Below are 12,744 nucleotides of genomic sequence, written 5' to 3'. Positions count from 1 at the left end.
CCGACGTCAGCCAAGTAGATAGCGACCACCGTGACTCGTCCTGTGCAGCCCTCCACATCGTCGTCCGACGCCACCCCGCAGCACCGATACACCGCCGATCTCGCCGGTCGGATCGAGCAGCGGTGGCAGGATCAGTGGCGCGAGCGTGGCACGTTCAACGCGCCGAACCCGGTCGGTCCGCTCGCCGGCGACGTCCCCGACGACAAGCTGTTCGTGCAGGACATGTTCCCCTACCCCTCGGGGTCCGGCCTGCACGTCGGGCATCCGCTCGGTTACATCGCCACCGACGTCTACGCCCGGTACCACCGCATGCTGGGCCACAACGTCCTGCACACGCTCGGCTACGACGCGTTCGGACTGCCGGCCGAGCAGTACGCGGTGCAGACCGGCACGCACCCGCGCACCACGACCGAAGCCAACATCGAGAACATGCAGCGGCAGCTGCGCCGGCTGGGGCTGGGCCACGACGAGCGCCGCTCGGTCGCCACGACGGACGTCGACTTCTACCACTGGACCCAGTGGATCTTCCTGACGATCTACAACGCCTGGTACGACCCGGAGCAGAACCGGGCTCGCCGCATCGACGAGCTCGCCGCCGAACTCGACGCCGGCACCCGCACGCTCGCGGACGGACGCGACTGGTCGTCGCTGTCGCAGGCCGAGCGGCTCGCCGCCCTCGACGAGTACCGGCTGGTGTACCGCTCGGACTCCCTCGTCAACTGGTGCCCGGGTCTGGGCACGGTGCTGGCCAACGAGGAGGTCACCGCCGACGGCCGCTCCGAGCGCGGCAACTTCCCGGTGTTCCGCAAGCACCTGCAGCAGTGGATGATGCGGATCACCGCCTACTCCGACCGGCTCATCGACGACCTCGAGTACCTGGACTGGCCCGAGAAGGTCAAGACCATGCAGCGCAACTGGATCGGGCGCTCGCACGGGGCGCAGGTGAAGTTCGCGGTGCGGGGCGCGGGCGATGCAAAGACCGGCCACGACATCGAGGTGTTCACCACCCGCCCCGACACCCTGTTCGGCGCCACCTACGTCACGCTGGCGCCCGAGCACGCGCTCGTCGACCAGATCGTCGCCGGCGCGTGGCCGGAGGGGGTCGACGAGCGCTGGACCGGTGGCGCTGCCACCCCCGCCGAGGCCGTCGCCGGCTACCGGGCGTCGATCGCCGCGAAGTCCGATCTCGAGCGACAGGAGAGCAAGGAGAAGACCGGCGTCTTCCTCGGCGCCTACGCCGTCAACCCGGTGAACGGGCAGGTGCTGCCGGTGTTCATCGCGGACTACGTGCTCACCGGGTACGGCACGGGCGCGATCATGGCCGTGCCCGGTCACGATCAGCGCGACTGGGAGTTCGCCACCGAGTTCGGTCTGCCGATCGTGGAAGTGATTGCGGGAGGCGATATTTCGCAAGAGGCGTACACCGGCGACGGAACCCTCGTGAACTCCGGTGAGCTGAACGGGCTGAGCGTCGCGGACGCGAAGAAGGCGATCATCGCGACGCTCGAGGAGTCCGGCGCGGGCACCGGCACCATCCAGTACAAGCTGCGGGACTGGCTGTTCGCGCGGCAGCGGTACTGGGGCGAGCCGTTCCCCATCGTCTACGACGCCGACGGCAACCCGCACGCCCTGCCGGAATCGGCTCTGCCGGTGGAACTTCCGGACGTCGAGGACTATGCGCCGGTGTCGTTCGATCCCGAGGACGCGAGCTCCGAGCCGTCGCCGCCGCTGGCCAAGGCCGAGGAGTGGGTGAACGTCGAGCTCGACCTCGGTGAGGGGCTGCAGCACTACACGCGCGACACCAACGTGATGCCGCAGTGGGCCGGCAGCTCGTGGTACCAGCTCCGCTACATCGATCCGACGAACAGCGACGAGTTCTGCGCCAAGGAGAACGAGGCGTACTGGACCGGTCCGCGTCCGCAGATCCACGGTCCGCACGACCCCGGCGGCGTCGACCTGTACGTCGGCGGTGTCGAGCACGCCGTGCTGCACCTGCTCTACGCGCGGTTCTGGCACAAGGTGCTGTTCGACCTCGGCTACGTCACCTCGTCCGAGCCGTACCGGCGTCTGTTCAACCAGGGCTACATCCAGGCGTACGCCTACACCGATTCGCGTGGCGTGTACGTGCCCGCCGAGGAGGTCGAGGAGCGCGACGGGAAGTTCCTCTACCAGGGCGAGGAAGTGCGCCGCGAGTACGGCAAGATGGGCAAGTCCCTGAAGAACTCCGTCGGGCCGGACCAGATCTGCGACGACTACGGCGCCGACACGCTGCGGGTGTACGAGATGTCGATGGGCCCGCTGGACCAGTCCCGGCCGTGGGCGACCAAGGACGTCGTCGGCGCGCAGCGGTTCCTGCAGCGGGTGTGGCGAGCCGCGATCGACGAGGAGACCGGCACGCTGCGGGTCACCGACGCCGAGCCGACCGACGAGACCCTGCGCGCCCTCAACAAAGCGATCGCGGGTGTGTCCGACGACTACGCGGGCCTGCGCGACAATACTGCCATCGCCAAGCTGATCGAGTACACCAACCACCTCACCAAGGCGTACCCGGACGGTGCGCCGCGGACGGCGGTGGAACCGCTCGTGCTCATGCTGGCGCCCGTCGCCCCGCACCTCGCCGAGGAACTGTGGTCCCGGCTCGGGCACACCGAGTCGCTCGCGCACGGCCCCTTCCCCGTCGCGGACGAGAAGTGGCTCGTCGAGGACACGGTCGAGTACCCGATCCAGGTCAACGGCAAGGTGCGCAGCCGCATCACCGTGCCGGCGGACGCGGCCCGGGAGGCGATCGAGGCCGCCGCCCTCGCGGACGAGAAGATCACCGCTCTCCTCGAGGGTGCGGCGCCCCGGAAGGTGATCGTCGTGCCGGGCAAGATGGTGAACGTGGTGCGCTGACGCGCTGTGACACGGTGGGCTGACATGGTGTCCTTCCGGATCACCTCCGATCCGGAAGGACACCGCGCACGAAATCGACCACGTCGTCGAGCACCTCGTCGCGGTTGGTCTCGTTGAAGATCTCGTGCCGCGCACCGGGATACACCTTCGACGTCGACCGCGGTCCGGCAAACGTGGCCCAGCCCTCGCGGCTGCCCGCGATCGGGACGAGCAGGTCGTCCTCGCCGTGCAGCCACAGCACGGGCACGTCGCCGACAGCACCGGCGGCGGTGATCGCGTCGAGACAGTACTGCAGCGCCTCGACGGTCGGCCGCTTGAACGGGCCGTGCCACACGAGCGGATCCTCCACGTATGCGCGGCCCACCTCCGGATCGCGTGACAGCGTCGACGGGTCGATGGGGGCGTCCGGGATCTCCTCCGCCGCGAGCATCGCTTCGAGCGCGGGCCAGCGGCCCAGCACCGGGCCGGACAGGACCACCGCGGCGAGTTCGGAGCCGTAGCGCTGCGCGTACCGGGCGGCGATCATCCCGCCCATCGAGTGCCCGACGAGCACCACGGGCAGGCCGGGATGCTCGCTGCGGGCTTTGGCGTGGAGCAGGCGGAAGTCGTCGACGACCCTCTCGAAATCCTCGATCAGGACGCGTTCGCCGTCGCTGAGCCCGTGCCCTGCATGGTCGACGGCGTAGACCACGGCACCGTCGGCGACCAGCCGGGTCGCCACGTACTCGTAGCGACCGGCGTGCTCGCCGTAGCCGTGGCACAGCAGCACGACGTACCGCGGGTGGTCGTGGTACCAGCACCGGGCGTCCAGAGTGCCGGCGTGCCCGGGCAGGGGGAAGGTGGTGGTCTCGCTCATCGAGGCTCCTCGTGGTGTGGCCGTGTGCCAGGACAGCCAAGCACTACCGGCGGCTCCGGCGCGGTATCCGCGCCGGGTGTCGGGCCCGACACCGGACGCTGTGACCGGGTCGGCATCGCACGCGGGAACTCGTCCGCGGCCCGGTTCGTCGTATTCTGTGACAGGAATTCGTCGTCTATCGCAGAGAGAGCCATGAGACGCGCCAAGCGCAAACCTCGAAGACCCTCCCCGCCCCCGAGTGACGGCCCGTCCGTCGCCGCCCATCGGAGCCGACCGTGCTGACCGCCCTCGGTATCGCACTCGGCATCCTCGTGGTCCTGGCCATCACGGCCCTGACCGGCTATTTCGTGGCCCAGGAATTCGCCTACATGGCGGTGGACCGGTCCCGGCTCAAGGCGCGTGCCGAAGCCGGTGACACTGCCGCTGCCCGCGCCCTGTCGGTCACCCGCCGCACCTCCTTCATGCTCTCCGGCGCTCAGCTGGGCATCACGGTCACCGGCCTGCTCGTCGGCTACGTCGCCGAACCGCTCATCGGCAGCGGCCTCGGCGAACTCCTCGGCGGTGTCGGGATCCCCACCGCGGTCGGAGTGGCGGTCGGCACGGTGCTGGCGGTGCTGTTCTCGACCGTGGTGCAGATGGTGTTCGGTGAGCTGTTCCCGAAGAACCTGGCCATCGCACGGCCCGAGCCGGTCGCGCGGTGGCTGGCGCTGTCGACCACGCTGTATCTGAAACTGTTCGGCTGGCTGATCAAGTTGTTCGACGCCTCGTCGAACCTGCTGCTGCGCGCGCTGCGGATCGAACCGGTGCACGACGTGGAGCACTCGGCCACCGTCCGCGACCTCGAGCACATCGTGGCCGAATCCCGGGAGGCCGGCGAGCTGCCCAAGGAGTTGTCGACGCTGCTCGACCGGATCCTCGACTTCCCGACCCGCACCGCCGAGCACGCCATGATCCCGCGGGCGCGGGTGGACTACGTCCGGGCCGGGGAGCCGATCACGCAGGTGCTGACGCGGATGAGCGCGGGGCACACCCGGTACCCGGTGGTCGGTGAGTCCGCCGACGATCTGCGCGGGGTCGTGCACCTGCACGATCTGCTCGCACGTGACACCTCGGCCGGGACGGCCGGAGCGGTGTGCCGGCCCGCGGTGATCGTGCCCACCACCCTGCCGCTGCCGGACGTGCTGGCCCGGCTCACCGAGGGGCACGAGGAGATGGCCCTGGTGGTCGACGAGTACGGCGGCTTCGCCGGGATCGTCACCGTCGAGGACATGGCCGAGGAACTCGTCGGGGAGATCGCCGACGAGCACGACACCGCCGTCGAGACGCAGGTGATCACCCGTCAGGGTGAGGGCTGGGTGATCCGCGGCGACGTGCACCTCGACGAGGTCGCCCGCACCCTCGGCCACGAGCTGCCGGAGGGCGACTTCGAGACCCTCGCCGGGCTGGTCATCGCCGAGTTCGGCGGCCTGCCCGCCGTCGGCGACACCGTCGCGATCCCGCTCGAACCCGATCCGGCCGAACTGGTGCACGGGAACTCGCCCCCGACGCGGACCCTGCTCGCGGAGGTCCGTGGGATCGACCGGCACGTGCCGGCGTCGGTGCTGGTGACCGTACGGACCGATCACGAGGTGAGCGACGATGAGTAACCCCTGGATCGTGCTCGCGGTGACGGTCGGCCTGATCGCGGCGAGTGCCTTCTTCGTCGCGGTGGAGTTCGCGCTCATCGCCGCGCGCCGGCACCGCCTCGAGGACGCCGCCCCGCACAGCCGCTCGGCCCGTGCGGCGTTGCGCAGCGCCTCGGAACTGTCGGTCCTGCTCGCCGGGTCCCAGCTCGGCATCACCGTGTGCACCCTGGCCCTCGGCGCGGTGACCAAGCCCGCCGTGCACCATTGGCTCACCCCGGCCTTCGAGAACTGGGGTGCGCCGCTGTGGCTGGCGGACGTCGCCGGGTTCGTCCTGGCGCTGATCATCGTGACGTTCCTGCATCTGGTGGTCGGCGAGATGGCCCCGAAGTCCTGGGCGATCGCGCACCCGGAGAAGTCGGCGACCCTGCTCGCGCTTCCGATGCGGGCGTTCATGTGGGTCACCCGCCCGGTCATCGTGCAGCTCAACCACCTGGCCAACTGGTGCCTGCGGCGGGTCGGTGTCGTCCCGGTCGACCAGGTCGGTACCGGACAGGACCCGGATGCGTTGCGGCACCTGGTCGAGCACTCGGCCACCGTGGGCACCCTCGACGAGCGCTACCACGGCCACCTGACCAGCGCCCTCGAACTCGAGGCGCTGACCGTCGGCGACATCGTCCGCCCCAACGCCCGCCCGAGCAGTGTCCGGCCCGACGCGGACGCCGCGCAGATCCAGGACACCGCCCGGCGCACCGGGCACCTGCGCCTGCTCGTGCGCGGCAACGGACATGTGGACGGGGTGGTGCACGTGCGGGACAGTCTGCACGCCGCGGCGGGGATCACCGCCGCCGAGTTGATGCGCCCGGCGCTGACGCTCGAGGCGACGGTGCCGGTGTACGAGGCGCTGCGCACCATGCGCGAGACCCGCAACCACCTGGCTACCGTCACCGACGACGGACAGGTGGTCGGGTTGATCACCCTCGCCGACGTCCTCGAACGGCTGCTGCCGACGGTCGACGCGGACGCCTGAGCCGTTCCGAGCGCCTGAGCCGTTCCGGGCCCCTGAGCCGTTCCGGGCCCACAGCCGCGAGGCAGCGGCGCACGCCGGGCATTCCCAGTCCCGGCGTGCGCTGCTAACCTCCGTTGCTAGAACGCGTTCTAGCAACGGAGGTTTCCGCATGGCCCCCACTCCCGCCGCGATCCGCGCCACCGTCGAGTCCTACATCAGGTCGGTGGCCAAGGGGACCACCGACGAGGTGCTCGCCCTCTACGCTCCCGGAGCCACGGTCGAGGACCCGGTGGGCACCGACGTGCGCACCACCGAGGCGGCCCTGCGCGAGTTCTACGCGATGATCGAGCCGCTCAACCAGACCGGCGAGCTGCTCACCCTGAAGATCGCCGGCGGCAACGCCGCCTTTCTCTTCCGGCTGACCACGCATCTCGGCGAGCAGGACCTCGTCATGGAGGTCGTCGACGTCATGACGTTCGACGACGACGCCCGGATCACCAGCATGAAGGCCTACTGGAGCCAGGAGGACATGCAGACCGTCCCCGCCTCCTGAGCTGTTTCACGTGGAACATCCGCCCCGAGGTGCGGCCGGTGTCCGAATAGTCGGGGCTCTCCTAGACTGGAAGTCGTATCCCGCGTCTTCCCGATGAGGTGACACGACATGGCCGACGGTCCCGGGTGGCCGCCATGACCGCGTTCGCCGACATCCTCCTGGTCCTGGTGTTCGTCCTGATCGGCGGCGTCTTCGCCGGCACCGAGCTGGCCCTGGTGTCTCTGCGGGAGAGCCAGATCCGTGCGCTCGAGGAGCGGGGCCGGCGGGGTCGCCGGACGGCCGAGCTGGCGAAGAACCCCAACCGCTTCCTGTCCGCGGTGCAGATCGGCGTCACCGTGGCCGGATTCTTCTCCGCCGCCTACGGTGCCTCCACCATCGCCCCCGATCTCGTCCCCTCGCTCGAATCGTGGGGGCTGCCCGCCGCAGCGGCGAGCGCCGTCGCCTTGACCGGCACCACGCTGGTGATCGCCTACCTCTCCCTGGTCCTCGGTGAACTCGTCCCCAAGCGCATCGCCCTGCAACGGTCCACCGGGGTGTCGTTGCTGACCGCACCGGCCCTGGACCGGTTCGCCACCCTGATGCGACCGGTGATCTGGCTGTTGTCGGTCTCCACGGACGGGCTCGTCCGGCTGCTCGGAGCCGATCCGGCGCGCCGGACCGAGGAGATCACCCACGAGGAGTTGCGCGATCTGTTGCTCAGCCATTCGGCGGTGCCGGAGGACGAGCGCACGGTGCTCGCCGAGGTGTTCGACGCCGGACAGCGATCGCTGCTCGAGGTGATGCGCCCGCGCACCGAGGTCGACTTCCTACCCGCCGACACCCCGCTCCCGGCGGCGTGCGAACAGGCACTGGCAGGCGCGCACAGCCGGTATCCGGTCGTCGGCACGTCGCTCGACGACGTCGTGGGCTTCGTGCACCTGCGTGACCTGCTGCTCGCCGATCCGGCGACCGCCCCGACCGTCGCCGACGTGTGCCGGCCCATCCTCTCGCTGCCCGCCTCCAAACCCGCGCTCGCGACACTGTCGCTGATGCGACACACCAACGACCAGATCGTCCAAGTCGTCGACGAGTACGGCGGCACCGCCGGAATCGCGACACTCGAAGACATCGTCGAGGAGATCGTCGGCGAGATCGGCGACGAATTCGAACCCACCCAGCAGGCTGCGCCCCCGTCCGCGCCGGCGCAGGCCGGCACGCAGCAGGTGGACGGTCTGCTGATCGTCGAGGACTTCGAACGCGCCACCGGAATTGGGCTGCCGAAGGGCCCCTACGAGACCGTCGCGGGGTGCGTGGTCCACCGCCTCCAGCGCCTGCCACGACTCGGCGACAGCATCACCCTCGACGGTCACCGTCTCACCGTGAGCGAACTGGACGGCCACCGGATCGCCCGCGTGCGCCTGACGTCCGACGGCTGAAGCCGACCGAAAGCACCCGAGGCGCGGAGGGGTTCCGCCTACCATGGGCGGGTGGCCGCCGGCACCGCTGCGCGCGGATTCGGGATGGTACTCGCGCTGACTGCGCTCGCCGTGGGGGGATGCTCCACGGACGGTCCGTCGCGGACCGAGCTGGTTCGCCTGGACCTGGCGACCTCGCGGGGCGAGCATCCGTGGAGCGGTCTGCTCCTGCCGGATCAGGTGCCGGTCGCCGTTCCACCGGCACCGCAGGCCGAGCTTCCCGTGCCCGACGGTGGCCCGGTGACGGTGTCCGGGGACCGGACCGGACTCTACGGCGGCAGCCTCGAGCGTGAGCTGTGCGACCGGGAGCGGCTCGCCGGCACGCTCGAGCAGGACCCGGTCAAGCGGGAGGCCTGGCTCGACGTGTTCGACATCGCCGACGCCCGCGGATACCTGCGCACACTGACACCGGTGCTGCTGCGGGCGGACACCCGGGTCACCGATCACGAGTACCGCGAGGGACGTGCGGTGCCCGTGCAGTCGGTCCTCGAGACCGGAACCGTCGTGCTGGTCGACGACCGGGGAGTGCCCCGCGTGCGATGTGCGCCGGGCAGTCCCCTGCTCTCCCCCGTTCTGTCCTCGGGTCAGGAGATCGAAGGGGAACGCTGGTCCGGCCTCGACGAGGAGCGGTTGTTCGTCGTGCAGCCGGGAGCCGCGCCGGTCGGCGAACTGACCGTCGTCGACGTCACCACCGGGAATCTGCTGGCGGTGCCCATCGGTGCCGGTCCCAAGCAGCCGGCGCCCGGGGCTGCCGACCCGCTACCGCCGCCCGCACCGGAACCGGCACCCGTACCGCCGGCGCCGGACGCGGAGATCGCAGCGCCCGCGCCGCGGGCACCGGCGCCGCCACCGGAACCACCGCCTCCACCGCCGCCACCGCCGCCACCCCCACCACCACCTCCCCCACCGCCTGCGCCGGAGCCACCTCCTCCGGCACCGGCCCCTGCCCCGGTACCGGCCCCTGCCCCACCGCCGCCACCCCAGATCCGCATCCAGTTGCCGAACGGGGCGCCGGTCGTGATTCCACTGCCGTTCTGACGCCGACGCTGTCGTTCCGGCGCCGACGGCTAGCGGGGCCGCAGTACGATCTCGGTCGGGTGCGCGTCCGACGGGGTCCGAACGGCCTGCCCCACCGCCAGTGCCACGGTCGACGCCTTCAGGAAGCGCTCCGGTTCGTAGGTCCGGCCCTCGCTCTCAACGATCGCACGCTGCATGTCGGTGTCGATCCGGCCCGGATGCACCGACGTCACCCGCAGCGCCGGCTCCTCCTGCCGCAGGACGTCGGCGAAGGCCCGCAACGCGAACTTGCTGGCGGCGTATGCGCCCCAGCCGGCCTTCGCGTTCAGCCCGGCCCCCGAATTGAGCAGCACGACATGGCCTTTCGTAGCCCGGAGCGCCGGCAGGAGCAGCCGCGTCAGCTCCACCACCGCCACCACGTTCGCCTCGAACATCTCCCGCCACTGCGCGATTCCGCCGTCGGCGATCGTCCCGAGTTCGGCGAGCCCCGCGTTGTGCACCAGCACGTCCAACCGGTCGATTCCCGAGCAGGCCGCGGCCACCGCCTCGTGGTCGAGCAGGTCGACCGGCCACGGGGCCGCCTGCGGAAGCTCCGCGCAGATCGCCCGGAGCGACTCCGCGCGGCGGCCGCCGAGCAGCAGGTCGTGGCTGGGGGCGAGTTCCCGGGCGATGGCGGCGCCGACGCCGCGGCTGCCACCGGTGATCAGGGCTGAAGGTCGCATGCGACGACCCTAGGCGAGGATCCCGGCCGACGCCTCGCCCGCGGTCGCCGTCACGCGCGGAGGGCGCGGAAAATACATCTCCACAAGTGCTTTCGGACGCGACAGCACATACTCACGCAGGACGTTGCGCACCCGGGTGCGCAGCCGGCAGTCGCACTCCGCGATCACCCCGGCCATGTCGATCCCCGCCCGCCTCCCCAGCGCGACGGCCCGCGGCAGATGGAATCCCTGGGTGGCGATCACCGCCGTCGTCACCCCGTAGACCTGCGCGGCGCGCAGGCAGGTGTCGTACGTGTCGAGCCCGTACGGGTCGGTGGCGATCACTTCCCGTCCCACGCCGTGCTCCACCAGATAGCCGGTCATCGCCGCGATCTCGTCCCCGGAGCGGCCTGCCGCGTCGCCCGAGACGAGCACGCGGCAGGCGCGGCCGTCCGCGAGCAGCGCGACAGCCACGTCGAGGCGTCCGCGCAGCATCGCCATGGGCCATCCGTTCCGGACGCGGGCACCCGGCACGATCACCACCGGCGCGCTCGGCGCATCGGCGACGGTGTACAACCGGCCGGCCGCGGGCGTCGCGACCCGGGCGGCGACGCCGGCCAGTACCAGCGTCCCGCCGGCCACCCCCATCGCGGTTCCGGCCAGTGTCCGTCGCCACCTCGCATTTGTGCGCATGCGCCCCACGCTACGGACCACCGTGGCGAGAATGGACGCATGGACCCGGTGGACGCCCTGCGGGAGGTCGCGTTCTGGCTCGAACGCGACCGCGCCGAGAGCTACCGCGTGAAGGCGTACCGCCACGCCGCCGACATCGTCGCCCGGCTCGACCCGGACGAACGTGCCGCGAGGCGCCGGGCGGACAGCTGGACGGCCCTGTCCGGAATCGGGCCGAAGACCGCCACCGTGATCCGCGAATCCTCCGACGGCGTACCCGCCTACCTGCGACAACTGCGCGAGGAGGCCGAGCCGATCGGCCGCGGCGGCGTGGGCCTGCTCGAGGCCCTGCAGGGCGATCTCCACGTGCACTCGGACTGGTCGGACGGCGGCAGCCCGATCGCCGAGATGATGCGGACCGCCGCAGCGCTCGGACGCCGGTACTGCGCGCTGACCGACCACTCACCCCGGCTGAAGGTGGCCAACGGTCTCACCGCCGAGCGGCTGCGCAACCAGCTGGGAGTCGTCGCCGATCTCAATCGGGTCTTCGCCGACAGCGGCAGCTCCTTCCGCATTCTCACCGGGATCGAGGTGGACATCCTCGACGACGGCACGCTCGACCAGGACGAGGGACTGTTGGCCGAACTCGACATCGTGGTGGCCAGCGTGCACTCGAATCTGCGGGCCGACCGGTCGATCATGACGAAGCGGATGCTGAAGGCGGTGCAGAATCCACACGTCGACGTGCTCGGGCACTGCACGGGCCGGCTGGTGCAGGGCGGTCGCGGCACCCGCCCGGAGTCGCGTTTCGACGCCGAGGCGGTGTTCTCGGCGTGCCGCGATCACGGCACGGCGGTGGAGATCAACGCCCGCCCCGAGCGGCAGGACCCGCCGGAGCGGCTGATCGACCTGGCGCTGAATCTCGGCTGCCGCTTCGCGATCGACACCGACGCGCACGCGCCCGGTCAGCTGGACTGGATCGGGTACGGCTGTGAACGCGCCGCCGAACGCGGGGTGGAACCCGAGGACGTGGTCAACGCCTGGCCGGTCGACGACCTGCTCGCCTGGACCGCGGGCCGGTCCCGGTGACGAGGTCAGCCGGCCGCGACTTCGCCGTCCGGGCGGCACTCGGCGTCGAGAAGGACGCGGGCGTCGGCGGCGAACCGGCGGACCTGCGCGTCGGTCCACACCTGGGCGGGCACGCCGCCGCCGAGCAGTTCGCGGGCGAGTGCCGGTGACTCGCCGAGCGGTGCGTCGCTGCCGGCGATGACGATGTTGCCGTAGCGCCGGCCCTTGAGCATCGCGGGATCGGCGATGATCGCGGTGTGCGCGAAGACGCTGCCGATGGTGGCTGCTTCCCGCCGGGCGGTGGTCAGATCCCGGGTGTCACCGCAGTTGACGACGTAGACACCGCCCGCATCGAGGACCCGGCGGGCGTGCCGGGTGAACTCGACGGTGGTCAGCGCGACGGGCGTGCGGTTGATCGCGAAGACGTCGCGGATGATCACGTCGCGGGTCGCGTCGGTCAGGGAGGTCAGGACCGCGCGGGCCTCCCCCACCCGAATCCGCAGCAGCGGGGCGCGGGGCAGGTCGAACCAGTCCCGCACCAATTCGGCGAGCCGGCCGTCGATCTCGACCACCACCTGCCGCGCGTCCGGGTAGGTGGCGGCGAGGTAGCGGGCCATCGTGCAGGCCCCGCCGCCGAGGTGCAGGACCCGCAGCCGTTCGTCGCGCGGCCGTTGCGACTCGAGCAGGTGAGCGATCCACCGCATGTACTCGAACTCGAGCAGCGTGGGATCGGTGAGATCGATATGGGAGCTGGGCACGCCGTTGACCTCGAGCACCCAGCCGTCGGGCCGGTACCGATCCTTGACGAGTTCACAGGTGCCGGTGTCGATGTCGTGGATGCCCTCGGCCGGACCGCGACCGGACCCCGCCGCGGCCCGACGCTCCCGCTGCCTGCCCATG

Annotated in this window: 11 protein-coding genes; 7 read left to right on the top strand and 4 right to left on the bottom strand. The window is 70.9% G+C overall.

The genetic code is table 11. The features are described from left to right. Positions 1-30 precede the first annotated feature (30 nt). Positions 31-2,892 (top strand): leucine--tRNA ligase, encoded by a 2,862-nt coding sequence (gene leuS, locus ACM26Y_RS25260; RefSeq protein ID WP_416062292.1) that lies wholly within the window; start codon positions 31-33, stop codon positions 2,890-2,892. Between the two features lie 40 nt (positions 2,893-2,932). Here leuS and ACM26Y_RS25255 read toward each other — a convergent pair whose 3' ends face one another. Next, positions 2,933-3,748 carry an alpha/beta hydrolase gene (locus ACM26Y_RS25255; protein WP_003936687.1) on the bottom strand — a complete coding sequence of 272 codons (816 nt, stop codon included), beginning with the start codon at positions 3,746-3,748 and terminating at the stop codon, positions 2,933-2,935. Between the two features lie 275 nt (positions 3,749-4,023). Between ACM26Y_RS25255 and ACM26Y_RS25250 the strand changes: the two genes are divergently transcribed. The 5 genes from ACM26Y_RS25250 to ACM26Y_RS25230 all read left to right on the top strand — a co-directional run bounded on the left by ACM26Y_RS25250 (position 4,024) and on the right by ACM26Y_RS25230 (position 9,424). Then, complete coding sequence (locus tag ACM26Y_RS25250) at positions 4,024-5,394, top strand: hemolysin family protein (protein WP_416062291.1); 1,371 nt, start codon at positions 4,024-4,026, stop codon at positions 5,392-5,394. Continuing rightward, positions 5,387-6,400, top strand: coding sequence for a hemolysin family protein (locus ACM26Y_RS25245; protein ID WP_040782353.1), 1,014 nt, complete (start codon positions 5,387-5,389; stop codon positions 6,398-6,400). The genes ACM26Y_RS25250 and ACM26Y_RS25245 overlap by 8 nt, the downstream gene beginning before the upstream one ends. Before the next feature lie 148 nt (positions 6,401-6,548). Next, positions 6,549-6,932 (top strand): nuclear transport factor 2 family protein, encoded by a 384-nt coding sequence (locus ACM26Y_RS25240; RefSeq protein WP_416062290.1) that lies wholly within the window; start codon positions 6,549-6,551, stop codon positions 6,930-6,932. Positions 6,933-7,066: 134 nt separating this feature from the next. After that, positions 7,067-8,347, top strand: coding sequence for a hemolysin family protein (locus ACM26Y_RS25235; RefSeq protein WP_416062289.1), 1,281 nt, complete (start codon positions 7,067-7,069; stop codon positions 8,345-8,347). A gap of 51 nt (positions 8,348-8,398) precedes the next feature. Further along, positions 8,399-9,424: a DUF6777 domain-containing protein gene (locus tag ACM26Y_RS25230; protein WP_416062288.1), complete on the top strand. Its 1,026-nt coding sequence runs from the start codon at positions 8,399-8,401 to the stop codon at positions 9,422-9,424. Between the two features lie 29 nt (positions 9,425-9,453). Here ACM26Y_RS25230 and ACM26Y_RS25225 read toward each other — a convergent pair whose 3' ends face one another. Both ACM26Y_RS25225 and ACM26Y_RS25220 read right to left on the bottom strand, forming a co-directional pair. Further along, positions 9,454-10,125 (bottom strand): SDR family oxidoreductase, encoded by a 672-nt coding sequence (locus tag ACM26Y_RS25225; protein WP_054370778.1) that lies wholly within the window; start codon positions 10,123-10,125, stop codon positions 9,454-9,456. A gap of 9 nt (positions 10,126-10,134) precedes the next feature. Continuing rightward, on the bottom strand, positions 10,135-10,797 hold the full coding sequence (locus ACM26Y_RS25220) for a SanA/YdcF family protein (protein WP_416062287.1): 663 nt from the start codon (positions 10,795-10,797) through the stop codon (positions 10,135-10,137). A gap of 39 nt (positions 10,798-10,836) precedes the next feature. On the opposite strand from ACM26Y_RS25220, the gene ACM26Y_RS25215 reads away from it, so the two are divergent. Next, positions 10,837-11,865 carry a PHP domain-containing protein gene (locus ACM26Y_RS25215; RefSeq protein WP_416062286.1) on the top strand — a complete coding sequence of 343 codons (1,029 nt, stop codon included), beginning with the start codon at positions 10,837-10,839 and terminating at the stop codon, positions 11,863-11,865. A 5-nt stretch (positions 11,866-11,870) separates the two neighbouring features. Here ACM26Y_RS25215 and ACM26Y_RS25210 read toward each other — a convergent pair whose 3' ends face one another. Continuing rightward, positions 11,871-12,743: a spermidine synthase gene (locus tag ACM26Y_RS25210; protein WP_416062285.1), complete on the bottom strand. Its 873-nt coding sequence runs from the start codon at positions 12,741-12,743 to the stop codon at positions 11,871-11,873. Position 12,744 lies beyond the last annotated feature (1 nt).

Origin of the sequence: Rhodococcus indonesiensis (assembly GCF_047782815.1) — a bacterium.
In the GTDB taxonomy this organism is placed as follows: Bacteria; Actinomycetota; Actinomycetes; order Mycobacteriales; family Mycobacteriaceae; genus Rhodococcus; species Rhodococcus indonesiensis.
The sequence above is the reverse complement of the archived record's forward strand: the minus strand, read 5'-3'. Positions and strand labels throughout refer to the sequence as shown.